Genomic DNA, 20,678 nt, shown 5'->3' on the forward strand with positions numbered 1-20,678 from the left:
CTCCGATCAGGAATTCGGCGAAGGCGCGAGCCCGGCGGCCGCTCGACGGCCGCTCGTGAGCCACCCGGTGCCGACGGGTCACCGTCGCGCGGGCTCGAGCGGTCGCGCCGGATCGATTTCTCCTCCGCTCTCGGGCAGTTCCCGGCACGGCGACCGCTCCCACGGTGTGCCGGATCGGGTCGGCGCAGAACTTGCCGGCGCGCGGGGCCAGAGCTTCGCCAGGCCGTGCAAGAGGAGGAAACCGCGTGGACACCGCAAGGGGGGAGCTCGTGGGCGAACTCACGGATGGTGAGGCGGGAATCTTTCAGGAAGAGGCGTTCCGCCACCTCTTGAGCCGCGAGGCATTGCGCGCGATTCGCTACCAGGATTTCTTCTCGGTCTGCCTGCTCCGACCGGATAGTCCCGGCGAACGCGGGGGCGTGTCCGAGAAGCTGGAGCGGGCGATGTCGCAGAAGATCCCGGAGTTCGTCCGCGCGACCGACATCGTGGGACAGCTGTCGTCGGCCATCGCGGTCATCCTGCTGCACACCGCGGGCGACGAGGCCCTGCGGGTGGCCGAGCGGATCCGCTCCAACATCGAGCAGGTCGCGTTCCGCGAGAATCCGGAGGGACGGCCGACGCGGCTCACGATCAGCGTGGGCAAGGTGTCCTTCCCGTACGACGGTCACGACGATGCCACCCTCCTCTCCCAGGCCATGGCGTATCTGCAGCAGGCCCTCGATCAGGGTGGCAACCAGGTGACCTACGGCCCTCGGAGCCTGGACTAAGGCCGCGATCCACGCCCGTGGACGGGCCAGCCGGGTGCGGCGCCCGCGGAGGCGGCGTCAGCGGGAGTCGTGCTCGACGGACGTGAGCGCGTGCTTCTCCATCCGATACCGCAGCGTCTCGACGGAGATGCCGAGCAGTTGGGCGGCCCGTCGGCGATTCCCGCCCGTGGCCTTCAGCGCCTCCACGATGAGCGTCCGCTCCAGCTCGGAGAGGCTCAACCCGCCTCGCGAGAAGTCGACCTTCACTCCGCCCCCGCCGCCGACCTCGACCGGGGCGCCACCCCGCGTGAGCGCGGGGAGGCCGAGCACGCCGGCCCCGATCTCCTCGCCTTCGTGCAGGAGCACCGCGCGCTCGATCACGTTGGCCACCTCGCGCACGTTGCCGGGCCACTCGTAGGCGCGCAGGGCCGTCTCCGCGTCGGGAGTCAGCCGCCGGGGCCGCCGATAGCGCCGGCCCGCCTCGGCCAGGAAGTGACGGGCCAGTGGCACCACGTCGTCGGGCCGTGAGCGGAGCGGCGTCAGGACGAGCGTCAGCACCTTCAGGCGGTAGAGCAGGTCGGCGCGGAACGCGCCCTCCTGGGCGGAACGATCGAGGTCGGCGTTGGTCGCGGCGACGATGCGGACGTCGACGGTCTTCTGCCGCAGCCCGCCGAGCCGGCGAACCGAGCGGTCCTCGATGGCCTTGAGCAGCTTGACCTGCAGCTCCAGCGGCATCGCCCCGATCTCGTCGAGGAACAACGTGCCGCCGTCGGCGACCTCGAAGAGCCCGGGCTTGGCCGCGCGCGCGTCCGTGAAGGCGCCGCGCTCGTAGCCGAACATCTCCGATTCCAGCAGCTGGGCCGGAATGGCCCCGCAGTTCACCTCGACGAACGGCCGCTCCGCGCGCGCCGAGAGATCGTGAATGGCCCGGGCGACCAGTCCCTTGCCGGTCCCGGTCTCCCCCGAGATGAGCACCGGCGGCGCGCCGCCCGGGCCCTGGTCGAGCCCGGCCAGGCGCTCCACCTGCGCGCGGAGGCCGCGGGTCGCCTCGGAGGTGCCGACGATGCGCTCGCCGGGCGCCCCGCGTCCGCCCGCGCCCTGCAGCAGGTGCAGCTCGCGCTCGAGGCGGGCGTGGCTGCGGGCCCGCCCGAGCACGAGCGCCAGCTCCTCGAGGTCCGCCGGCTTGGTGAGGTAGTCGAAGGCGCCTGCCCGCATCGCCTCGACCGCGGTCTTGACGGAGCCGTGGGCCGTGAGCATCACCACCGCGGCCTGCGGGGCCCGCTGCCGGATCTCGCGCAGCACCTCGAGGCCGTCCATGCCCGGGAGCTGGTAGTCCAGCACCACCAGGTCGGGCTCGGACCGGTGGATGGCGTCGAGCGCCGCCTCGCCGGAGCCGGCCATCGCGGTCTCGAAGCCGTGCCGCGCCAGGTAGTCGCTCATGGCCTCGGCGAGCACGCGCTCGTCCTCGACGATCAGCACCGCGGGGATCACGCCGGCGTCTCCGCGGCGTGCAGCGGCAGCCGGATCGTCACGGTGGTGCCTTCGCCCGGCGCGCTGTCGATGTCGACGCGTCCGCCGTGGCGCTCCACGACCTTCCGGGTGATGGCGAGCCCCAGACCGGTGCCCCGGCTCTTGGTGGTGTAGAGCACCTCGAACACGTGGGGCAGACGCTCGAGCGAAATCCCCTCCCCGGTGTCGCGTACCGTGATGCGGGCCGCCGCCGGCTCGCTCCCCACCGCCGGCTCGGTGGTGAGGTGGATCGTGCCGCCCTTGGGCAGTGCCTCGATCGCATTCTCCAGCACGCCGAGGAAGGCCTGCTGCAGCTGGACCTCGTCGGCGTGAAGCTTCGGCAGATCCGGAGCGAGGCGCGCGTCGACGGTGACCCGCGCCACCGTGAGCCGGCGCTGCAGCACGCCCAGCAGGTCGCGCAGCACGCCGTTGAGGTCGACGGGACCCAGATCGAGCTGGAACGGCCGCACGCTGTCCAGCAGGCTCGTCAGCCAGCGGCCCAGGCGATCCACCTCGTCGGTGATCGCGCGCAGGTACGTCTCCACCCGGGATCGGTCCTCGAGCGCGTCGGCGGCGACCTGGGCCGAGGCCCGGATGCTCGCGAGCGGGTTGCGGATGCCGTGGGCCACCGCCGCGCTCACCTCCCCGATCGCGGCGAGCCGCTCGGATACGCGCAGCTGCTGCTGGGCGGCGGCCAGCTCCTCGCTGGTCGCGCGAAGGGTGTCGGCCTGGCGGGCCAGGTCGAGCTGCTGCGCCTCCATGCGCCGGGCCGCCCGCCGCACGGTCCAGAAGAGCCCGGCGTACAGGGTGAGCGCTCCGAGCAGTGACACCGTCATGATGACGATGCGGTCGCGCGTGTAGTTGGCGAAGCGCCGCGACGGGTCCTTGTAGATCTCGACCACCCCGTCGACCGCGGCGGTGCCCGGCGTGCGACCGCGATGGAGCACGATCGGGATGTACAGCTCCACCACCGAGACGAAGTCGCGCTCGTACTCGTGCTCGGCCTTGTCCATCTCCTCCAGCAGGGCTACCGTCTCGCCGCGGAGGGCCTGGACGAGATGTCGGTTGCCCGGGAAGGTCTCGCCGAGCAGACGGGGCTCGTCGGACCAGACGACGCGCATCTCGGGATCGTACAGCTTGATGCGCAGGATCTCCGGATTCGACAGGGCGAGCCGGAGGAGCTCGGCGAAGCGGCCCCGGGCCGCCGGCGTGTTCCAGTGCACGAAGTCGTCGGGGTCGAGCACCGACGCGACCTGCACGCGGATGGCCTCGGCGGTGCTCGTGCGCTCCCACTCCAGCAGGTCCTCCCGCAGGAGCCGCCACTGCACGCCGATCTGCGCGATCGTGATCAGCGCCACCAGCAGGAAGCTCAGGAGGGCGAACGTCCGGAGCAGCGATCCGCGGGGCGCCATGGGAGCCCCATGATCGATGATGCCGGATGGATGGGCAAGTGCCCGGATCGGTGTTATCCCTGTGGGCAGATGACCGGGTATCGACTACGCTACCAGGGGGCTCTGGACTTGGCGCACCCGATATCTGGCATGCGGCTTGCGGCAGCAGCACCCGTGCGTCGCTACCGGTTTGTCCTCATCTCGGTCATCGCCCTGCTCGCGTTCGGGATCGGCTGCGCCGCGACGATCGCGCGCGCCGATTTCGACCAGGCCGTCGGCGCCTTCGAGGCCGGCGACTACAAGGGTGCGATCGCCCGCCTCGAGACCTCCATGCAGGGAGGTCGAGACTCCGCGCGGGATCGGATCCTCCTCGGATGGTGCTACCTGAAGCTCGACGACCTCGAGCGCGCGAAGACCGAGCTGGAACGCGGACTGGCGCTGGGGCCGCGCGACCCCAACGCCTACTATGCGTACGAGGGTCTCGGCTGGATCGCCTACCGGACCGGCGATCAGAGCCGCGCGCTCAGCGCGTTCAACGAGTCGCTCCGGCACACGCCCGGATACCACAACGCGCACGACGGTCTCGGCTGGGTCTACCTCGCCCGCCGCGACCCGGTGCGGGCCGAGGCCAACTTCATGGCCGCGCTCAAGCTGGCCCCGAACGATCGCGACGCCCGCCGCGGTCTCGCGTTCGTCGCCTATCACCGGGGCGAGTGGGGCGTCGCGGTCGAGCGATTCCAGGCCCTGCTGCAGGAGCAGGAGGGCGACACCCTGTCCCGCTCGGCGCTCGGCTGGTCGTACTACTACAAGCGCGACGATCCCGCCGCGCGTCGCGTCTTCCAGGACGTGGCCCGGCGGGAGCCGTCGTGGGCCGATCCGCTGCTCGGGCTCGGATGGGTGGCCGAGCGGCAGGGGCACCGGGACGAGGCGAAGACCCGGTTCCGGACGGCCATCGGCAAGTCCGCCGTCTACGTGGCGACGGTCGATCCGGCGGCCAGCCTGCGGAAGCTCTTCACGGCCGGACCGGAGTGGCTCGACGTCTGGCGCGATCTGGGCTGGGGACTCTTCCACGAGCAGGCCCATGCGCTGGCGGAAACCGAGTTCCGCGCGCTGCTCCAGCGGCATCCGGGCGATCCCGATGGCCTCCGCGGGCTGGGCTTCACCCTCTACGCGCTGAGGCGTTACCGCGACGCGATCCCCCCGCTGGAGCGCGTCATCGCGACCGGCGCCGACCTGCCGCCGGTCAAGGAGCGCGTCCTGATCCCGGGCGCGCCGGGTCTGCATCCGATCGTGAGCGACGCGCGGTCCACGCTGGCGTGGAGCTACTATCAGTCCGGGGACGTCCCGCAGGCGCTCCGGCAGTTCCGCGACGTCACGGCCCGGCAGCCGGACTGGCCCGACGCGTGGAGTGGGCTCGGCTGGACGCTCGCCAAGGTCGGCGATCGGGTCGAAGCCGAGCGCTCCTTCCGCCGGAGTCTCGCCGCGCAGCCCGGCTACCCCGACGCGGTACGCGGCCTGCAGGAGCTGGGCAAGCAGCCATGAGCGCCTCCGCCCCCCTGCCCGCGCGTGTCCGCTTCGTCGAATCCGTGCGTCCACGCTTCGGACCCGAGCGCGGGTTCCTCTTCGACCAGCGCTCGGGCCGCGTCTTCTCGCTGAACGGGACGGGAGCCTTCGCGGCCGCGCGCTTCCACGACCAGCAGCCGGTGGCCGACGTGCTCGTCGCCATGGTCGAGGCCTTCGAGGTCGACGAGCCCGTCGCCCGGCGGGCGCTCATCGCCTTCGTCGAGCAGCTGCGGCGCGAAGGCGTCGCCGAGGTCGTCGATGGGTGAGACCTGGATCGGCGTCACCGGTTTCTACGCCACCGACAATCCGCACCCCGGGCTCGCGGTGGTTCGCGCCCTCCGCCAGGCCGACCCGTCATGGCGCATCCTCGCGCTCACGTGGGACCACTTCAGCACGGGCGCCTACGCGGAGGGGCTGATCGACGCGCACGCCCTGATCCCGTATCCGGCCGCGGGGCCGCGGGCGCTCCTCAAGCGGCTGGAGACGGTGGTCGCGACGCATCCGCTCGACGTGGTGATCCCGACCGTCGACGCCGAGCTCGCGCAGTGGAGTGCGATGAGGCCCGCCCTGCGGCGACTCGGGGTGGCCAGCTGCCTGCCCACGATGGCGGCGCTGCGCGCCCGGGAGAAGCGCCGGCTCCCCGCGCTCGGCCGGCGCGCCGGGTTCGCGGTGCCGGAGACGCTCGTGCTGTCGTCGCCCGACGCGGTGACGAAGGCGGCGGGGAGGCGACGGTACCCGCAGATCGTCAAGGGCACCCTCGTGGACTCGACGGTGGTGCACACGCCGGAGGATTTCCGCGTGGCGGGCTGGCAGCTGGCCGAGGAGTGGGGCTATCCCGTGCTCGCCCAGCCGCTGATCGGCGGCGAGGAGTACGACGTGGCCGGCGTGGCACGCCGCGGGGAGCTGCTCGAGGCCGCGGTGATGAAGAAGCTCGCGGTCACCAACAAGGGCACCGCCTGGGCCGGCGTCACCGTGGAGGAGCCCCGCTTCGTGGCCCTGCTCCGGCGGATCGTGGCCGCGCTCCGGTGGGACGGGGGCATCGAGGCCGAATTCATCGCGGCCACCGACGGCGGCATCTACTGCTTCGAGATCAATCCGCGGCTGCCGTCCTGGATCGCGCTCGCCTCCGAGGCCGGCGCGAACCTGCCCGCCGCGCTGGTGCGGCTGGCCATGGGCGAAGACGTCGAGCCCGCGTTGGCGCAGCCGGGCCGCCTGCTCGCCCGGGCGCTGATCGAGCACACCTACGCGGGCAACCCGCTCGCCGCGCTGACCGGAGGGGCCGCGCGCCGCAATCTGCTCTCGCGCGCGCTCGCGTCGCCCACGACGCCGGTGGCCGGGCGCGCCGGCACGGTGGCGATCACCGGTCTCAACGCAGCCGACAACCCGTCGGCGGGCCTGACGGTCGGCCGCTGCCTGCGCGCCCTGTCACCTGCGCCGCGCCTCATCGGCCTCACCCACGAGGTGCTGGCCACCGGCGTCTACGTCGACCGGGCGTGGGACGAGGTGCGCCTGCTCCCCTTCCCGTCCCGCGAGGACGGCGGCTATCCGGAGGCGCTGCTCGAGCAGTGCCGCGACGCGGGCGTCGACTGCCTGCTCCCCACGATCGACGTCGAGGTGCCGATCGTGACCTGGCTGGCCGATCGTCTCGCGGCCGCGGGCGTCGCGACCCTGGTGCCGCCCGCGGCCGCGCTCGCCGCCGCGGCCAAGCCGCGGCTTCCCGGCATCGTGGCGCGCGGCTTCCGCGTGCCGCGCACGCGCCTGATGGCGACCTGGGTGGAGCTGGAGACCGCCATCGAGGAGATGGGGCGGCCGTTCATGCTCAAGGGCCCGGTGGCCGACGCCAAGCCGGTGCGGACGGCCGAGGAAGCCCACGTGGTGGCCCGCCGGCTCGCCGCCTCCTGGGGATTCCCGCTGCTGGCCCAGGAATGGATCGCCGGCGAGGAGTACGGCGTGGCGGCGGTCGCCGATCGCGCCCATCGCATCGTGGGCACGGTGGTGGTGCGGAAGGAGATCCGCTCCGCCAACGGCAACACCTGGGGCGGCACCACCGTGGTGGATCGCTCGCTCGAGAAGCTCGCGGCCACCTTCGCGGAGGCGACGGGCTGGGTCGGGCCGTTCGAGCTCGAGGTCATCCGGCATCCGCGGCGTGGCCCCTTCGTGATCGAGGCGAACCCGCGATTCCCCGCCTGGGTCTACCTGTCGGCCGGCGCGGGAGCGAACCTGCCGTGGGCGGCGGTGCGGCTGGCGCGGGGCGAGCGCGTGAACTCCTTGCGGCCACGTCCGGGAACCTTCTACGTCCGTCAGGCGTGGGACGCCATCGCCTCGGTGGAGCGGATGGGGGCGCTCTCGGTCGAGGGCAGAGTGGACGGTCATGTCCTCTGAGATCGCGGCACCGCCGCGGCGCGCATGGGAGGAGCCGACGCTCACCCGCCACACCTTCGGCACCATCAACAAGTTCTCGGGCGTCGCGATCAACACCCGCGCGCCGCTCGTGCCGACCGTGATCGTGGACGAGATCGACGGCTGCGCGGTCTCCGACCTGCTGCGCCGGTTCGGCTCGCCCCTGTTCGTGGTGTCCGAGTCGCGCCTGCGGCGGGAGTTCCGCGATTTCCGGGCCGCGTTCCGCGCCGGCTATCCCCACACCGAGGTCGCGTACTCCTACAAGACGAACTACCTGACCGGCATTCGCTCGCTCCTGCACGAGGAGGGCGCGTGGGCCGAGGTGGTCTCCGGGCTCGAGTACGAGATGGCCCGGCGCCTCGAGATCCCCGGCTCGCGCATCGTCTTCAACGGCCCGTGGAAGGCCGACGCCGATCTGGAGCGGGCGGTGGCCGACGGCGCGTGGATCAACGTGGACAGCTTCGACGAGCTGACCGCCATCGAGGAGATCGCGCGCGCGCGGGGGGTGGTGGCCCCGGTCGGCCTGCGCGTGAACGCGCGGGTCACCGCGGTGCCCTGGGAGAAATTCGGCTTCGGGGTGGAGGACGGGCTCGCCGAGGAGGCGTGCGGCCGCGTGGTGGCCTCGTCGTCGCTGCGGCTCGCGGGACTCCACGCCCATCTCGGCACCGATCTGGCCGACGCCGACACCTATGGGGCGCTGCTCGGCCTGCTCGTGCCGCTCATGACCCGCTTCGAGCGGCGGCACCGCGTGCGGTGGGAGGTGCTCGATCTGGGCGGCGGCTTCCCCAATCGTCACCGGTACGCCCGCAGCCACCCCGGCACCACGCCCGAGCCGGTATTTCCCGCCTTCGCGGCCGCCATCACGCAGCCCCTGGCCGCCGCGATGCGACGGCTGGAGAGCCGGCCGCGGCTCGTGCTGGAGCCCGGTCGCGCGGTGGTGGAGCACGCGGTCTCCCTGCTGACTCGCGTGGTCGCCACCAAGCGGCTCGGGGGCGGGGCCAAGGCCGCGGTGCTCGACGCGGGCGTGCACCTGCTGCCGACCGCGTACTACACGCCGCTCGACATCGCGCCGGTGGAGGCCTCGCCGCTCTCCGTCGAAGAGGTCACGCTGTTCGGGCCTCTGTGCATGCAGGTGGATTGTCTCGCGGTCGGCATCCGCCTGCCTCCCCTGCGCCGCGGCACTCCACTGGTGGTCCGCAACTGCGGCGCCTACGCCGACTCGCAGTCGATGCAGTTCATCCATGCGCGCCCCGCGATCGTGCTGGCGCGGGACGGCCGGCCGGAATTGCTCCGCGACGCCGAGACGGTGGCCGACTTCATCGGGCGCGATCGGCTGCCGAGACGCGCGACCGCCGCGCGCGCGCGGGCGCGATGAGCGGACGCCTCGTCCGGCTCGACGGCGAAGTCGGCCACGCCGCCGCCGCGGGCTACGGCCAGGTGCTGTTCGCGGAATCCCCGCTGGGCGGCCTCCTGATGCTGCTCGGCCTGATCCCGCTGGCGCCCCGCGCCGCCGTGGGCGCCGCGATCGCGTGCACCCTGGCCACCGTCCTCGCGCGGCTCCGGGGCTATCCGTACGCGGAGTGGCGACGCGGGCTCTACGGCTACGTGGCCGCGCTGACCGGCGTGTTCTGGGGCGTGCTGTTCGCGCCGACCTCGCGGGCGTGGGTGACGCTCGGGCTGGCCGCTCTCGTCGCGCCCGCGCTCACCCGGCTGGCCCATCGTCTGCTCACCCCGCAGCACCTGCCGTCGGTCGCCCTGCCCGCGCTGGCCCTGACGTGGGCCGCCTGGCTCGTGCTGGCGCCCGCGGGGCCGGCGACGCCGGCCGGGTGGCCCGCGCAGGCGGCGGGCTGGACCCTCACGCTGGCCGGCCTGGCGGTTGCGTCGCGGCTCCTGGCCGTCACCGCATTGCTGGGGGCGGTCGTCGGGCTGGCGGTCAGCGCCGCGCTCGGTGGCGTCGGGACCTCCGGCATCGTGGCCAACACCGTGCCGACCGCGATCGCCCTCGGCGGTGTGTTCCTGGCCTTCTCGCCGGCCGCGCTCGTCGTGGCCGCGATCAGCGCGGCCATCGCGGGCGCGCTGTGGTCGAGCCTCATGGTCCACGCCGGCCTGCCCCTGCCCGCCCTGGTCGCCCCGTTCAGCCTGGTCACCATCGCGGTGGTCGCCGCGCTGCGGCTGCCGTGGCTGCGGCGCATGGTGCCGGGACGGCCGGCTCCGCTGCCGCTCGCGTCGGTCGGCTCGCCCGAGGTCGCCTGGCACGCGCGGCTGGCCCAGGAGCGCCTGCACGCGCTCGCCGCGCGCGCCCGGAAGATCTGCGTGCTCACCGGCGCGGGCGTCAGCACCGCCGCCGGCCTGCCCGACTTCCGCGGGCCGGGCGGCCTCTGGACCCGCACGCGCGACATCCAGCTCGCGGACTTCGTGCGCTCGGCGGCATCGCGCGCCGCGTACTGGCAGGAGGAGCAGCGCTTCTTTCGGCTCGTCGAGGCGGCCACCCCGGCGCCCGCCCATCGGGCGCTGGCCGATCTCGGCCGTCGGGGCCGGCTGTCGGCCGTGGTGACCCAGAACGTGGACGGGCTCCACCAGGCCGCGGGGCTGCCCGCCGAGACGGTGATCGAGCTGCACGGCTCGATCCGCGGGGCGTTCTGTCTGGATTGCCGGCACGAGGTGGAGCGCGCGACGCTGTCGTCCCGTCTCGAGAGCGGCCGGACAGCCCTCTACTGTCCGGTCTGCCAGGGACTGCTGAAGGGCGGTAGCGTGATGTTCGGCGAGCGCGTGAGCCCGGCCCGACTGGACGCCGCGCTGCGGGCGGTGCTCGCCGCCGATCTCCTGCTCGTGCTCGGCACCTCGCTGCTGGTCGCCCCGGCCTCCGACCTGCTGCGCTGGGCGCGCGATGCGGGAGTGCCGATCGTCATCGTGAACGCCACGCCGACGCCGTACGACGCCGAGGCCACCGCCACGCTCGCCGCCGACGTGGACGCGGTGATGGTGGACCTGGCCGAAGCGCTCTCCGAGCGGCAGGCCGCCTGAGCGGCGGCGGCCGCCCGCCGCGGCGAGTGCCTTAGGACTCCGGCGGGCGCTCCGCGGCCACCGGCTGCGGGTGGAAGAAGTCGTAGATGCGCTGGGCCAGCTTCGGAGTGATCTTGGGGACCGAGGCCAGATCCGCCACCGAGGCCTCGCGAACGCCCTTGGCCGAGCCCAGCGTCTTCAACAGGCTGGTGCGGAGCGTCGGCCCCACACCCGGGATCTGGTCGAGCACCGAGGCGATCGCCCGCCGCTGGCGGAGCTTCTTGTGGTAGGTGATCGCGAAGCGGTGCGCCTCGTCGCGAACTCTCTGGAGCGCCTGCAGCGCGGGTGAGCCGAGGTCCAGCACGAGCGGCTGCAGCCGGTCCGGGGTGTAGACCTCCTCGGCCCGCTTGGCGAGGGCCGCGATCGGGATGTAGTCGAGCCCGAGATCTTCCAGCGCCTTCTGCCCCGCGCCCAGCTGGCCGCGGCCGCCGTCGAGCAGGATCAGGTCCGGCAGCACGCTCTCGCTCTCCAGGGCGCGGCCGTAGCGGCGCGTGAGGACCTCCTGCATCGAGGCGAAGTCGTCCGTGCCGGTGACGGTGCGGATCTTGTAGCGCTTGTAGTCGTCCTTCTTCATGTCCCCGTCCTGCCACACCACCATCGAAGCCACCGTCTCCTTGCCCTGGTGCGTGGAGATGTCGAAGCACTCGATGCGATGGGGCGGGCCGGGCAGCCCGAGCGAGCGCTCGAGGTCCTCGAGCACCACGTGCTGCCGGCTGCCGCGGGCGAGCAGGTGCGTCTGCAGCGCCAGCGCCGCGTTCTCCTCGGCCATGACCACCAGGTCGCGCTTGCGCCCGCGCTGCGGGGCGTGCAGCTCGACCCGCCCGCCCCGGCGCTGGGCCAGCCACTCGGTGGTGAGTGGGGCCTCGGGCGGAGACTCGGAGAGCAGGATCTCGGGCGGCGGCACCACGTTGCGCGCGTAGAACTGCCGGATGAAGGCGGAGAGGATCTCGCCGTCGCTCCAGCCCGAGACGCGCTCGAAGAAGAACGACTCCCGCCCGAGCAGGCGGCCCTTGCGCACGAAGAAGAGCTGCACGCAGGCTTCCGAGCCCTGGCGGACCACGCCCACGATGTCCTGGTCCTCTTCCTCGGTGGAGATCATCTGCTGGCGCTCGCGCACCGTGTTGAGCGCCTGGACCCGATCGCGCAGGGCGGCGGCCCGCTCGAACTTCATCTCCTCGGCGGCGGCCTCCATGTCCCGGGTGAGCCGGGCGGCCAGATCGTCGTTCTTGCCCTCCAGGAAGCGCTCGACGTCGCGCACCGTCTCCGCGTAGCCCTCGCGGGTCTCCCAGCCGGTGCACGGCGCGTTGCAGCGGTGGATGTAGTACTGCAGGCACGGGCGCGACAGCGTCCCGTCGATCTTGATGCGGCAGGTGCGCAGCGGGAAGAGCTGGCGCACGAGGCGCAGGGTCTCGCGCATCGCGGTGGCCGGATAGAAGGGGCCGAAGTAGGTCGCCCCGTCCTTCTGCACCCGACGGGCCACCACCAGGCGCGGGAACTCCTCGTTGGTGGTGAGCTTGAGGAACGGGTAGTGCTTGTCGTCCCGCAGGATGATGTTGTAACGGGGCCGGTGCTTCTTGACCAGGGTGGACTCGAGGATCATCGCCTCCAGCTCGTTGGCGGTGACGATGTACTCGAGGTCGCGGATCTGGCCGACCAGCGCGTCGGTCTTGGGATCCCGCGCGCGCGATTCCTGGAAGTAGGAGCGCACGCGGCTCTTGAGCGAGGCCGCCTTGCCGATGTAGACGATCTGGGCCTTGGCGTCCTTGTAGAGATAGACCCCCGGCCGGTCCGGCACCTGATCGACCTTTTCCTCGAGGGTCATCACGCCCTCACCATCGCGGTCAGGGCTGCCGCAGCAGCGTCACCACCAGGAGGGCGAGGGCGAGCACGGTGGGCACCAGCACCGTCCAGGTGAGCGCCCGTCGGATCTGACCGAGGATCCGCGGGGCGGGCCGGCCGGGCCGTGGTGGGTTCATGAACGCGATCGCCTTGGACAGCAGGAAGAGCGCGATCGAGAGCACGGTGAAGAGGATGAGCACCCATTTGAAGACCATCGGGCTCGGGCCGCCTCAGACTCCCAGGTCGACCTTGCGGAGCGCCTTGATGCGGTCGCGAAGCTCGGCGGCTCGCTCGAAGTCGAGCCGGCGGGCCGCGTCCTTCATGGCAGTTTCCAGCTCGGCCACGTGGGCGGCGAGCGCGGCCGGGCTCTCCCACTGCGAGGCGGGTGCCCGCTCCACCTCGACCGTGTAGTAGTCGCGCTCCGGCACCGACTCGAGGAGGTCGCGGATCGACCGGCGTACCGACTCCGGGGTGATCCCGTGGACTCGATTGTACTCGCCCTGGACCTCGCGCCGGCGGTCGGTCTCCGCGATGGCCTCCCGCATGGAGCCGGTCACGGTGTCGGCGTACATGATCACCTCGCCGTTGACGTGACGGGCCGCGCGTCCGGAGGTCTGGATGAGCGAGGTGGCGGAGCGGAGGTAGCCCTCCTTGTCCGCGTCCAGGATCGCCACCAGCGAGACCTCGGGCAGGTCCAGGCCTTCCCGCAGCAGGTTGATCCCGATCAGGCCGTCGAACTTGCCGAGGCGCAGGTCCCGGATCAGGGCCACCCGCTCGAGAGTGTCGATGTCGGAGTGCAGGTAGCGGACGCGGAGGCCGTTCTGCTGATAGTACTCGGTGAGGTCCTCGGCCATGCGCTTGGTGAGCGTGGTGATCAGCACGCGCTCGTCCCGGTCGGCTCGCGCCCGCACCTCGGCCATGAGGTCGTCCACCTGCGACGACGCCGGCCGCACCGTGATCTTCGGGTCCATGAGCCCGGTGGGGCGGATGATCTGCTCGGCCACCGGCCCGCCCGCGAGGGCCCGACCCGGCCCGCTCCGCTCCACCCCGGCCCGCTCCAGCTCGTAGGGGCCCGGCGTCGCGGAGACGTAGAGGGTCTGGGTCACGATCCGGGTGAACTCCTCGAACGTGAGCGGCCGGTTGTCGAAGGCCGACGGCAGGCGGAACCCGTACTCGACGAGCGCCTCCTTGCGCGAGCGGTCGCCGGGATACATGCCGCGGATCTGCGGCGCGGTGACGTGCGACTCGTCGAGGATCACCAGCGCGTCCTTCGGCAGGTAGTCCATGAGGGTGGGCGGGTTCTGTCCCGGCTTGCGGCCCGACAGGTGTCGTGAGTAGTTCTCGACCCCGTGACAGTAGCCCAGCTCCCGCAGCATCTCCATGTCGAACAGGGTGCGCTGCTCGAGGCGCTGGGCCTCCAGCAGCTTGCCACGCGTCTTCAGGAAGCCGAGCCGCTCGCGCAGCTCCTCCATGATGCCGTCGATGGCCCGCTCGAGCTGCGCGGCCGGCGTCACGTAGTGGCTGGCCGGATAGACGTGCGCCTCGGTCACCGCCCCGGTGGTGATGCCGCGCAGCGGATCGAGGGTCATGAGCCGCTCCACGCTGTCGCCCCAGAACTCCACCCGCAGGGCCTCCGACTCCGCGCTGGCCGGGAACACCTCGACCACGTCGCCCCGCACCCGGAACGTCCCGCGGCGGAAGTCGTAGTCGTTGCGCTCGTACTGCACCGCGACCAGCGCCCGGATCAGGGCGTCGCGGTCCATGCTCTGCCCGGCGCGCAGGGACACGTGCATGCCGCGGTAGGTCTCGGGCTCGCCGATGCCGTAGATGCACGACACCGAGGCCACCACCACCACGTCGCGCCGCTCGAACAGCGAGGCGGTCGCGGAGTGCCGCATGCGATCGATCTCGTCGTTCACCAGCGCGTCCTTCTCGATGTAGGTGTCCGACTGCGGAATGTAGGCCTCGGGCTGGTAGTAGTCGTAGTAGGAGACGAAGTACTCGACCGCGTTCTGCGGGAAGAACGCCCGGAACTCGCTGTAGAGCTGCGCGGCGAGCGTCTTGTTGGGCGAGATGACGAGGGCCGGGCGGTCCAGCCGGGCGATCACGTTGGCGAGCGTGAACGTCTTGCCGCTGCCGGTGACCCCGAGCAGCACGGTGTGCGGGCTGCCCGAGCGGATGACCGAGGCCAATTGCTCGATCGCCTGCGGCTGGTCTCCGGACGGCGCGAACTCGGAGGCGAGGGTGAACGACTGCGTGGACAACTGGATGCCCGGGGGACCGCTCAGGTCGTCGACGGCACCGCCACCAGGTACTTCCGCCAGGAGTCGAGGAACGAGGTGGCGTGCGGGTGCCGGAGCAGGTGCACCGAGAAGAGGAACTGCGGGTGCACGGGCTCGCGGATCAGCCGGAGCCGGGCCTCCTCCAGCGTGCGGTTGCCCTTGAGGAGGTTGCAGCGCAGGCAGGCCGCCACCACGTTGGTCCAGGTGGTCTGCCCGCCCCGCGAGCGCGGGACCACGTGGTCGACCGTGAGCTTCTCGCCGCGCCGCGAGCAGTACTGGCAGGTGTAGCCGTCGCGCCGCAGGATGTTCTTCTTGTTGAACGCCACCCGCTCGAGGAACGGCTTGCGGATGTAGGCCCCGAGGCGGATCACCGCGGGCAGATGGAAGCTGCGCGAGGGCGACCGGATCACCCGCGGCGAGGCTTCGACGCTCTCGGCCTTGCCCGCGAGGAGGAGCGTGATGGCGCGCTTGGCGTTGGTGAAATGCAGCGGCTCGTAGGTGTAGTTCAGCACCAGGACCGCGATTTCATCCATATACCCCGAAAGGATAAGCGGGGCTCCGGAAGCTGTCAACTCAGCGGGCCTAGACGAGCAGTCTCCAGATCAGCGGGCCGAAGCCGGCGAGCAGCACGAGCATGATGAAGAACACGTCGGTCGACCAGGTGAAGAGGGTGACGAGGAGGCACACGAGCGCGAAGCACGCGAGGTAGAAGCGCACCTCCCGCCGGTCGAGCCAGCCACCCTTGCCGACCAGGTGCGGAAGCTTGTTGATGAGGTAGATCGGCGAGTAGACGAGGAAGAACACCACCACCAGCGCGGAGAAGCCGAGGATGCCCATCAGGCCGAAGACGATTCCCCGCAGCAGCCACTCCGCGAGCGTGAGGTTGGTGTCGTTGTTGAGGTCGAGCGCTCGGGGCATCATCTCCCGATGCGTGTTCACGTAGATCACCGCGATCGAGAACGCGGCCAGCACCGTCTCCAGCCAGCGCCGGACGATCACGCTCGGAACCAAGCTCATCCCGATTAGAACAGCACACGACCGGTCGAAGTGTCAACAAACCGACCGCCGAGCGGAGCGTTACAGGAGGAAACCACCCGGAAAGGGGTCGCTCGGATCGAGGCAGAGCGTCCCCTGGCCGGTCATCCAGGCGCGCCCGGTGATCTCGGGGACGACCGCCGGTGTGCCCGCCACATCGGTGAGCGCGGCGATCCGCCCGGTGAAGAGCGTGCCGATGATCGACTCGTGGCCGAAGGCGTCCCCCACCCCGAGCTGGCCGCGCGCGTGGAGATTGGCCAGCCGCGCGGAGGTGCCGGTGCCGCACGGCGAGCGATCGAGTCCGGCCGGCGCGACCACCACCGCGTTGCGATACCGCGCGTCCGGCCGCCGCGCCGGCTCGTGGAACTGCACGTAGAGGAGGCCGCGCGCCTGCGGCATGCCGGGATGCACGAGCGGGACGCGCGCCTCGATGGCGGCGCGGATCCGCTCGCCGATCTCGATCAGCCGGCTCGCCGCCTTGGCCTCGAGGCGCAGCCCGAGCGGGGCCGCCTCCACCAGCGCGTAGAAGTGCCCGCCGTAGGCCAGATCGAACCGCACCGGCCCGAGACCGGCCACGTCCACGGAGAGATCGAGCCCGGCCGAGAACGCGGGCACGTTGCGGATCGTCACCGAGGTCGGATGCCCGGTCTGCGAGGTGACCCGGCAGGCCACGAGGCCGGCCGGCGTCTCGAGCGTGACCGTCGCCAGGCCGCCCGGGGCGGCCACCCGTCCGGTCTCGACCAGCATCGCGCCGAGCGCGATCGCCCCGTGCCCGCACATGTGCACCGGGCCGAGCGGCTCGATGAAGAGCACGCCCGCGTCGGCGCCGCTCGCGACCGGCTCGGTCAGGATCGCGCCGCACATCGCCGAGTGGCCCCGCGGCTCGTAGAGGGTGAAGCCCAGCAGGTCGCGACCGTGGGCGGCGAGGTGCTCGCTGCGCTCCATCAGGGTCGCGCCGGGAATCGGCTCCGCCCCGCCCACCACGATGCGCATGGGCTCGCCCTCGGTGTGATAGTCGATCACCGAGAGGGCCCGGCCCGCCGGCTTCATCGCTCTGCTCCTTCCAGCAGCTCGCAGAGGATGCCTTCGCGCAGCCCGCGATCGCTCACCACCAGGGTGTCGCGGCGAAAGCACGTCATCGTGGCCAGGCAGATCGCGATGCCCGGGATGATGACGTCGGCGCGGCCCGGCTCGAGACAGGGCAGCCCCGCGCGCTCGTCGACGCCGAGGGCGCCCAGCCGTGCGAGCAGCCGCTCCACGGTGGCGCGGGCGAGGCGATGGCCGTGTACCCGCGCCGCGTCGTAGGCGGGCAGCTCCAGATCGAGCGCGGCCAGCGTGGTGACGGTCCCCGCGGTGCCGACCAGCTCACCGGCCGCGCCGCGAATGCGCTCCGGCACCTCGCGGTGGAGGCGCGCCTCGACGTGCTCGCGCATCCGGGTGAAGCGATCCCACCGCACGGGACCCCGCTCGCCCCATTCCTCCTGGAGCGGCACCACGCCCAGCCGCAGGCTGACCGCGGCCTCCGGAGCGCCCCCGCGGGCGGACACGAACTCGGTGCTGCCGCCGCCGATGTCGAAGAGCAGGAACGACGGTCCCAGACCGGGCAGTCCCGAGATGACGCCCTTCAGGGTGAGCCGCGCCTCGTCCTCGCCGGAGACGACGTGCACGCACTCGCCGCTCGCCGCCTCCACCGTGGCCACGAATTCCTCCCGGTTGACCGCCTCGCGCACCGCGCTGGTGGCGACGATACGCACGGCTCCCGCGCCCCACCCGCGCGCGGCCCGCACGAACTCCGCGACCGTCGCGACGGTACGCTGCATCGGCTCGGGCAGCAGCCGCCCCGCGGCGGCCTGTCCCTCCCCGAGCCGGGTCACCCGCTGGGTCTGATGCAGGGGCCGCCAGACGCCGCCCACGGATTCGACCACGAGGAGGCGGACGGTGTTGGTGCCGAGGTCCACGGTCGCGAGCCGGTCGGGACCGCCGTCGCGCGCGGTCACGCCGGCCGACGGAGGGCCAGCGCCTCCGCGACGGCAGCGCGCAGCCGGTCGGGCTGCACCGGCTTGAGCACCATCACGTCCACGCCGGCCGCGCGCACCCGCTCCTCGTGAAGGCGCCGGCCCCAGCCGGTCATGAGCACGACGGTGGTGTTCGGCGTGCGCTGCTTCACCGCGGCCGCCAGCTGCAAGCCCGATCGGTCTCGCAAGGCCAGGTCGGTGACCACCACGTCGATGCCGCCCTCCGCAAGCCGCGCGAGTGCGCTGGTCGCGTCGAGGAACGTCTCCACCCGATGGCCGACGGACATCAGGGCATCCATCACGGTGGTGCGGATGCTCTCCTCCTCCTCGACCACCAGGACCGACCCGCTCTGCTCCGCCGCCGCGAGCGATGCGGGCGTCTCGGGGGCCGCGACCTGGGCCGGCGCGGCGGGCCCCACCGGCACGCCGGCGGTGGGCAGCCACACGGTGGCGACGGTGCCGCCGGCGGCGCTGCGCACCTCGATGCGCCCGCCCGCGCGGAGCACCACCGCCCGGGCCACGAACAGCCCGAGGCCCAGGTGCCCGGGCCGCGTGGTGAAGAACGGGTCGAAGAGGCGCGGCTGCGCCTCGGGCGCGACCCCGTCGCCGCCGTCGGCCACCGAGATCTCGGCTCCGCCCGCGTGCTCGCGCGTCCTCACGGTCAGCGTGCCGCCGGCGGGCATGGCGTCCATCGCGTTCAGCACCAGGTTGACCACGATCTCGCGCAGCGCGGTCGCGCTGGCCTCCACCAGCGGCGTCGGGGCCAGCTCGGCCTGCATCTCCACGCGTCCGCGCTCCGCCGGCCGGCTCGGCATGCGGGCCCGGGTGAAGCCGAGCGCCTCGTGGGCGACCGAGACCAGGTCGCACCGGCTGACCTCGCCGGTTTCCGCCTCGGCCAGCGCGAGCAGGCGCTGGAGCACGTCGGTGCCGCGCCACGCCGCCTCCTCGAGGGCGGCGAGTCCCTCGCGCAGCGGATCGTTCTCGGCCCGGGCGAGCAGCAGCTGTGACTTGCCGAGCAGCTGCGCGAAGATCGAGGTCAGCTCGCGGGTGAGCCCGGCGCCGAAGGTGACCACCGTGCGTGCGCGGTCACGGTCGGCCTGCTCGGCCTCGCGGGCGCCGCGCTCGATGAACGAGGCGCGCAGGCCCTGGACGGTGCGATGGGTCTCCAGCGCGTCGGCGGTGAGGGCGGCGAGCATCTGGGCCGACTCCACCTGCTCGGGCGCGAAGTCGCGCGCCTCGGAATCGACCAGGCACAGCAGCCCGACCGTCCGGCCCCGCGATCGCATCGGCACCAGCAGGACGCCCCGCGATCCCTCCTCCTCGATGGCGCCGATGCGGAGGCCGGGCCGGGATCGCAGATCGCGGATCACCAGCGGCCCGTCGGCCGCGAAGCCCTCCGCGAGCGCCCCGGGCGCGGACGCGATGCGCTCGACCGCGACGTGCGCGAGCAGTCCGGCCCCGCCGGCCGCGCGCACGTCGGCGAGCTTGTCCCCCGCGATCGCGACGGCGCCCCGGACGCCGGCCAGCCGCGACGCGGTGGCCGCGGCCCGGGAGAGGATCTCGCCGGGCTCGCGCGCCGGCCGCGAGGCGTCCATGAGCGCCCGCAGCTCCCGCAGCTCGGCGAGGTGCTCGCCCTGACGCTCGACCAGCCGCTGGTGCACGAGCGCGGATCCGACGCGGTCGGCCAGGACCAGCAGCAGGAGCACGTCGGTCGTGGTGAACGGGGCGCCGAGCGCCTGGCGGCCGGCCAGGAGCACGGCCCCCACCTCGCCTTCGGTCCGCACCGGCACCGCGATCGCCTGGCGGACCGGGAAACGCTCGACGAACGGATCGGTGGCCTCGGACGATGCGCCGGCGTCATAGGTCAGCACGCGCTTCTCCCGGAACACGCGCCCGACCAGGCCTTCGCGCGGGTCGAAGGAGACGCTCTCCATCTCCTCGCGGCGCACACCCCGGCCGGAGCGCGGCACCAGGCGGCCGGTGGCCTCGTCGAGCACGAAGAGCAGCGCCCGGTCGGCGGCCAGCAGGCGGGAGAGCCGGTCCATTGCCAGCCCGAACAGCTCGCCGGGCGGAAGCCCGACGGGAGGAAGCGAGAGGATCTCCTGGAAGATGGCCAGCGCATGCTCGTCACGCTCGGCCAGCAGCCCGGGCGAGCGCTCCTCCGGCTCCGCCTCGTGGAGGATCTCCCGGAGACGAGCGACGGCGTCGCCCAGACCGGACAGCGTGGCGTGGACGGCGGGCGGTCCCGCCGTCGGCGGCAGAGGCTCGCCGGTCATTGCAGAGGCGTCACCGTCAGCGCCGAGCCTACTTCCCGGCCAGCGTCCGGATGTAGCGCACGATCGCCCAGCGGTCCTTCTCGGGCAGATGCCGCCAGGCCGGCATCGCGCCGCGGCCGGTGGTCATCTTCCAGAAGATCTCGCCGTCGCTCATGTCCTGGACCCGCTTCGAGGTCCAGTCGGCCGGCTTGGGATTGAGTGCCACCGCCGCGGGCCCGTCGCCCTTGCCCTTCACCCCGTGACAGGAGACGCAGTTGACCTTGGCCACCTTCTCGCCCTGCTCGACGGTCTTCTTGTCGTTCGGCGTCGGATTCTTCTTCGCCTTCTCCGATTCCGGGGCCACCCACGGCGACTGAGCCTGGGCGACGACGCCAGACGGCCACGTCCCGAGTCCGAGCGTGAGCACCAGGGCAGCCAGGGCCGGCCGGCCGATCCGGACCGCGAATGCATGCGACATCGCCCACTCCTCTCGACGGGAGAAACTGCAAGGTATCGCCCCGTCATCATTGACGAAACGCAGGGGTCATTAAACACCGCGCGTCCGCCGAGGGTCAAGGGA

Annotated in this window: 17 protein-coding genes; 6 read left to right on the top strand and 11 right to left on the bottom strand. The window is 72.3% G+C overall.

Annotated elements, in window-relative coordinates:
* Positions 1-245: 245 nt before the first annotated feature.
* The gene (locus VKN16_16000) at positions 246-767 is read left to right on the top strand and encodes a diguanylate cyclase (protein HME95710.1); all 522 of its coding nucleotides are present in this window, start codon (positions 246-248) and stop codon (positions 765-767) included.
* Positions 768-824: 57 nt separating this feature from the next.
* Here the strand turns inward: VKN16_16000 and VKN16_16005 are convergent, their stop codons facing one another.
* Positions 825-2,237, bottom strand: a complete 1,413-nt coding sequence (locus tag VKN16_16005; GenBank protein ID HME95711.1) for a sigma-54 dependent transcriptional regulator — start codon at positions 2,235-2,237, stop codon at positions 825-827.
* On the bottom strand, positions 2,234-3,667 hold the full coding sequence (locus VKN16_16010) for an ATP-binding protein (protein HME95712.1): 1,434 nt from the start codon (positions 3,665-3,667) through the stop codon (positions 2,234-2,236). The genes VKN16_16005 and VKN16_16010 overlap by 4 nt, the downstream gene beginning before the upstream one ends.
* Before the next feature lie 153 nt (positions 3,668-3,820).
* Between VKN16_16010 and VKN16_16015 the strand changes: the two genes are divergently transcribed.
* The 5 genes from VKN16_16015 to VKN16_16035 are packed head-to-tail and all read left to right on the top strand — an operon-like array spanning position 3,821 to position 10,633.
* Positions 3,821-5,188, top strand: coding sequence for a tetratricopeptide repeat protein (locus tag VKN16_16015; GenBank protein HME95713.1), 1,368 nt, complete (start codon positions 3,821-3,823; stop codon positions 5,186-5,188).
* Complete coding sequence (locus VKN16_16020; GenBank protein HME95714.1) at positions 5,185-5,475, top strand: PqqD family protein; 291 nt, start codon at positions 5,185-5,187, stop codon at positions 5,473-5,475. The genes VKN16_16015 and VKN16_16020 overlap by 4 nt, the downstream gene beginning before the upstream one ends.
* Positions 5,468-7,591, top strand: coding sequence for an ATP-grasp domain-containing protein (locus VKN16_16025; GenBank protein ID HME95715.1), 2,124 nt, complete (start codon positions 5,468-5,470; stop codon positions 7,589-7,591). The genes VKN16_16020 and VKN16_16025 overlap by 8 nt, the downstream gene beginning before the upstream one ends.
* The gene (locus VKN16_16030; protein HME95716.1) at positions 7,581-8,984 is read left to right on the top strand and encodes an alanine racemase; all 1,404 of its coding nucleotides are present in this window, start codon (positions 7,581-7,583) and stop codon (positions 8,982-8,984) included. The genes VKN16_16025 and VKN16_16030 overlap by 11 nt, the downstream gene beginning before the upstream one ends.
* The gene (locus tag VKN16_16035) at positions 8,981-10,633 is read left to right on the top strand and encodes an urea transporter (protein ID HME95717.1); all 1,653 of its coding nucleotides are present in this window, start codon (positions 8,981-8,983) and stop codon (positions 10,631-10,633) included. The genes VKN16_16030 and VKN16_16035 overlap by 4 nt, the downstream gene beginning before the upstream one ends.
* A gap of 31 nt (positions 10,634-10,664) precedes the next feature.
* Here the strand turns inward: VKN16_16035 and uvrC are convergent, their stop codons facing one another.
* The 9 genes from uvrC to VKN16_16080 form a co-directional block, all read right to left on the bottom strand.
* On the bottom strand, positions 10,665-12,494 hold the full coding sequence (uvrC, locus tag VKN16_16040; GenBank protein ID HME95718.1) for an excinuclease ABC subunit UvrC: 1,830 nt from the start codon (positions 12,492-12,494) through the stop codon (positions 10,665-10,667).
* A gap of 19 nt (positions 12,495-12,513) precedes the next feature.
* Positions 12,514-12,726 carry a hypothetical protein gene (locus tag VKN16_16045; protein HME95719.1) on the bottom strand — a complete coding sequence of 71 codons (213 nt, stop codon included), beginning with the start codon at positions 12,724-12,726 and terminating at the stop codon, positions 12,514-12,516.
* A gap of 15 nt (positions 12,727-12,741) precedes the next feature.
* Positions 12,742-14,775 carry an excinuclease ABC subunit UvrB gene (uvrB, locus tag VKN16_16050; protein ID HME95720.1) on the bottom strand — a complete coding sequence of 678 codons (2,034 nt, stop codon included), beginning with the start codon at positions 14,773-14,775 and terminating at the stop codon, positions 12,742-12,744.
* 20 nt (positions 14,776-14,795) lie between these two features.
* Positions 14,796-15,326, bottom strand: a complete 531-nt coding sequence (locus VKN16_16055; protein HME95721.1) for an HNH endonuclease — start codon at positions 15,324-15,326, stop codon at positions 14,796-14,798.
* Between the two features lie 49 nt (positions 15,327-15,375).
* A complete protein-coding gene (locus VKN16_16060; protein ID HME95722.1) occupies positions 15,376-15,792 on the bottom strand; it encodes a hypothetical protein in 417 nt (138 codons plus the stop codon).
* Positions 15,793-15,870: 78 nt separating this feature from the next.
* The gene (locus VKN16_16065; protein HME95723.1) at positions 15,871-16,878 is read right to left on the bottom strand and encodes a proline racemase family protein; all 1,008 of its coding nucleotides are present in this window, start codon (positions 16,876-16,878) and stop codon (positions 15,871-15,873) included.
* Positions 16,875-17,825 (bottom strand): Ppx/GppA phosphatase family protein, encoded by a 951-nt coding sequence (locus VKN16_16070; protein HME95724.1) that lies wholly within the window; start codon positions 17,823-17,825, stop codon positions 16,875-16,877. The genes VKN16_16065 and VKN16_16070 overlap by 4 nt, the downstream gene beginning before the upstream one ends.
* Positions 17,822-20,119 carry a GAF domain-containing protein gene (locus VKN16_16075; protein ID HME95725.1) on the bottom strand — a complete coding sequence of 766 codons (2,298 nt, stop codon included), beginning with the start codon at positions 20,117-20,119 and terminating at the stop codon, positions 17,822-17,824. The genes VKN16_16070 and VKN16_16075 overlap by 4 nt, the downstream gene beginning before the upstream one ends.
* Positions 20,120-20,147: 28 nt before the next feature.
* Positions 20,148-20,576 (bottom strand): cytochrome c, encoded by a 429-nt coding sequence (locus tag VKN16_16080; GenBank protein ID HME95726.1) that lies wholly within the window; start codon positions 20,574-20,576, stop codon positions 20,148-20,150.
* Positions 20,577-20,678 lie beyond the last annotated feature (102 nt).

It is taken from the genome of Candidatus Methylomirabilota bacterium, from assembly GCA_035315345.1.
Classification (GTDB): Bacteria; Methylomirabilota; Methylomirabilia; order Rokubacteriales; family CSP1-6; genus CAMLFJ01.

What these genes read in the sequence shown, in the direction of transcription:
- VKN16_16010 (HME95712.1), bottom strand. Translation starts at nt 3,667, where the DNA reads ATGGCGCCCCGCGGATCGCTGCTCCGGACGTTCGCCCTCCTGAGCTTC.
- VKN16_16020 (HME95714.1), top strand. Translation starts at nt 5,185, where the DNA reads ATGAGCGCCTCCGCCCCCCTGCCCGCGCGTGTCCGCTTCGTCGAATCC.
- VKN16_16025 (HME95715.1), top strand. Translation starts at nt 5,468, where the DNA reads ATGGGTGAGACCTGGATCGGCGTCACCGGTTTCTACGCCACCGACAAT.
- VKN16_16030 (HME95716.1), top strand. Translation starts at nt 7,581, where the DNA reads ATGTCCTCTGAGATCGCGGCACCGCCGCGGCGCGCATGGGAGGAGCCG.
- VKN16_16035 (HME95717.1), top strand. Translation starts at nt 8,981, where the DNA reads ATGAGCGGACGCCTCGTCCGGCTCGACGGCGAAGTCGGCCACGCCGCC.
- uvrC (HME95718.1), bottom strand. Translation starts at nt 12,494, where the DNA reads ATGACCCTCGAGGAAAAGGTCGATCAGGTGCCGGACCGGCCGGGGGTC.
- VKN16_16045 (HME95719.1), bottom strand. Translation starts at nt 12,726, where the DNA reads ATGGTCTTCAAATGGGTGCTCATCCTCTTCACCGTGCTCTCGATCGCG.
- VKN16_16055 (HME95721.1), bottom strand. Translation starts at nt 15,326, where the DNA reads ATGGATGAAATCGCGGTCCTGGTGCTGAACTACACCTACGAGCCGCTG.
- VKN16_16065 (HME95723.1), bottom strand. Translation starts at nt 16,878, where the DNA reads ATGAAGCCGGCGGGCCGGGCCCTCTCGGTGATCGACTATCACACCGAG.
- VKN16_16075 (HME95725.1), bottom strand. Translation starts at nt 20,119, where the DNA reads ATGACCGGCGAGCCTCTGCCGCCGACGGCGGGACCGCCCGCCGTCCAC.
- VKN16_16080 (HME95726.1), bottom strand. Translation starts at nt 20,576, where the DNA reads ATGTCGCATGCATTCGCGGTCCGGATCGGCCGGCCGGCCCTGGCTGCC.